The organism is Aestuariivirga sp. (assembly GCF_037139295.1).
GTDB lineage: Bacteria > Pseudomonadota > Alphaproteobacteria > Rhizobiales > Aestuariivirgaceae > Aestuariivirga.
Genome location: NZ_JBAXGR010000239.1, coordinates 1 through 2,698, shown reverse-complemented (window position 1 = coordinate 2,698; position 2,698 = coordinate 1). Strand labels below are relative to the sequence as shown.

Here is a 2,698-nt window from a genome sequence, read left to right as displayed (position 1 = left end):
CCATGGCTTCCTACTACATATAGTAGGTGTATGCGTCAACCGGATAGGCACGGAAAGATCGAGCGCTGGCACCAGACGCTCAAGAACCGGATCCTGCTCGAGAACTACTACCTACCCGGTGATCTCGAGCAGAAGGTCGGCAACTTCGTCGCCTACTACAATCATCTCCGGTACCACGGGAGCATAGGTAACCTCACTCCAGCCGACGTCTACTTCGGACGCGGCCAGACTATCCTGCTGGAACGAGAAAGGATCAAACGCGACACCATCAAAACCCGACGCTTGCAACACCGCGGCAAGGCCGCATAACATCAAACCCAGATGCGCCAGATCCTCTCTTCGATCACGCGCTCAATTGTCTCAAAATTATCTGACGACGGACACAAGGCCGCGCCCGGAGCTGTTGCGTCCGGATACGTTATTGGCTTCAACCGCCAACCATGATAGCCTCATCGTTCTAAACAGTCAGCAGGGTTGTCATGATCGAAAATGTCTCGCGTCGCGAACTGCTGAAGAACGGCACGTCGGCAGCCACGATGCTGATAATCGGTGTGCAGTTCATTACGCCCGGAATGGCGGCCGCATCACCCTCGCTTGATCAGTTCATCGCAGTATCCAAGAAAGTGACCGGACAGTCGTCTCTCGACAGCGGCATGGGTAAGAACATCCTGGATGCATTTGTGGCCGCCGGACAAGGCGGGGACATCGCCACGCTCATTGGAGATCCGGCGCCTGAGCGCAGCCAGATGAAAATAGCCAACGCAATTGTCACCGCCTGGTACAGCGGTTTATCGCCTCTACCCGGCGCGAGTGAGGTAACCGGATTCAACGATGCCCTGGTATGGAATGCGCTTTCCTATACCAAGCCGTGGGGATCCTGTGGGGGAGAGACCGGATACTGGGGCGAACCGCCGTCCGACCAGGAGCCCTGAGTTTCATGACTGATACACTGACGACTGACGTCGCCATCATCGGCTCGGGTGTCGCCGGCGCATTGATCGCGGCGCATCTCGCAGAACGCGGGCTCAAGGTGACCATCCTGGAGGCAGGAGAGGAGGTCGACCGGTCGGCCGCAGTCGACCGATACTGGTCGGCAGCAATCAAGGTACCGGAGTGCCCCTATCCCTCGGTGCCCCAGGCGATGCATCCAGTCTCGGACGATCTCGATTTCTGGTACCAGCAAACGGGACCGAACAAGTTTGCGAGCACCTATATCAAGACAGTCGGCGGTACAACCTGGCACTGGCTGGGCACCGCACTGAGATTGGTGCCTGCGGATTTCGAGTTGCGCAAACGCTTCGGTCAAGGCGAGGACTGGCCAATCAGTTATTCAACGCTCTCGGCATTTTATGACAAGGCCGAGACGGAGCTCGGCGTTTCCGGTGACGGCAAGGCAGATCTTGGCTCGCCACGGGCGACCGACTACCCGATGCCTGCCATTCCGCAGACCTATCTGGACAAGGCTTTTGCATCGGCCCTTCACGGCACCGCTTTCGATGTGCGGTCCACGCCGCAGGCGCGGAACTCGAAAGATCAGCCAGATCGCCCCGCCTGCTGTGGCAATGCAAGTTGCATCCCGGTATGTCCTGTACAGGCCAAGTACGACGCCACGGTTCATGTCGCCAGAGCAACAAAGGCCGGTGCCGTGCTCCTCAGCAAGACCACCGTTGTGGCGCTCGAGACTGGTGACGACAACAGGATCACGGCTGCCAGATTCATGCGTTGGGATGGCAGTACAGGATCGCTGCAGGCCCGCCAATTCGTGCTGGCGGCGCATGCCATTGAAAGTCCCAGGCTGCTCCTGAACTCCTCAAGCGAGCGTCTGCCAAAGGGCGTAGCGAACAGCTCGGACCAGGTTGGCCGCAATCTGATGGACCATCCGACGCAGCTCTCATGGGCGCTCTCCGCGAAGCCGGTCTATCCTTACCGTGGCCCTCTCTCGACGTCCGGCATTGAGAACCTGCGCGATGGCGACTTCCGTCGCACGCGGGGTGCCTTTCGAATTGAGATCGGGAATGATGGATGGTCATGGCCGACCGGGGCGCCGATCTCGACCGGAGCGGACCTCGCCAATCAGGGGCTACGCGGCAAGGATCTGGACCAGGCTCTCCGCTATCAGACATCCCGGCATGTGCGCCTTGCTTCACTTGTCGAACAACTTCCAGATGCCGCAAACCGGGTGACACTCGATTCTGACAAGCGAGATGTCTACGGCGTTCCCCTGCCTCGCCTCTCCTACCGGATCGACAGCTACGTTCAGGACGGCCTTGCGGCCGCGCGGACAGCGCATCAGGAGATATTCGGCCGACTGGGTGTCAGCGAGATGCACCACAGCCCGGACGCGCAGGGTGCCGGTCACATTATCGGAACGCTCCGCATGGGCTCAGAGGCAAGAAGCTCCGTGGTCGACGGAGACTTGCGCAGCCACGATCATCCCAACCTCTTTGTCTCGGGCTCGGCTGTCTTCCCGACCTCAGCGACAGCCAATCCAACCCTGACCATCGCAGCACTGGCGCTGCGGCTTGCCGATACGATCGCAGCGTCTGCTCAGCAGTAGCCAGCCGGACGACTGATCTGGCTATCATCTGTCACCGAACCTGGAGACGATGGCATGGCTACGCCGGAGCCAGATTTAGGGCTTCCAGGGATAACTGGGTTCGATCACGGCCACAGCATCCTGGGAAGCTGCCGTTCTACC

3 protein-coding genes are annotated in these 2,698 nt (G+C 59.6%); all 3 read left to right on the top strand.

Annotated elements, in window-relative coordinates:
• Positions 1 to 309 (top strand): integrase core domain-containing protein (locus WCJ41_RS21375; protein WP_336907861.1); only part of this gene is annotated, 309 nt, incomplete at its 5' end.
• 170 nt (positions 310 to 479) lie between these two features.
• Positions 480 to 932, top strand: a complete 453-nt coding sequence (locus WCJ41_RS21370; RefSeq protein ID WP_336907860.1) for a sugar dehydrogenase complex small subunit — start codon at positions 480 to 482, stop codon at positions 930 to 932.
• A 5-nt stretch (positions 933 to 937) separates the two neighbouring features.
• Entirely contained in the window at positions 938 to 2,557 is a 1,620-nt protein-coding gene (locus WCJ41_RS21365; RefSeq protein WP_336907859.1) for a GMC family oxidoreductase, read from the top strand.
• Positions 2,558 to 2,698: the final 141 nt, after the last annotated feature.

Bases quoted from the DNA above. Each gene is read 5' to 3' on its own strand.
- WCJ41_RS21365 (WP_336907859.1), top strand. From the start codon at position 938: ATGACTGATACACTGACGACTGACGTCGCCATCATCGGCTCGGGTGTC.
- WCJ41_RS21370 (WP_336907860.1), top strand. From the start codon at position 480: ATGATCGAAAATGTCTCGCGTCGCGAACTGCTGAAGAACGGCACGTCG.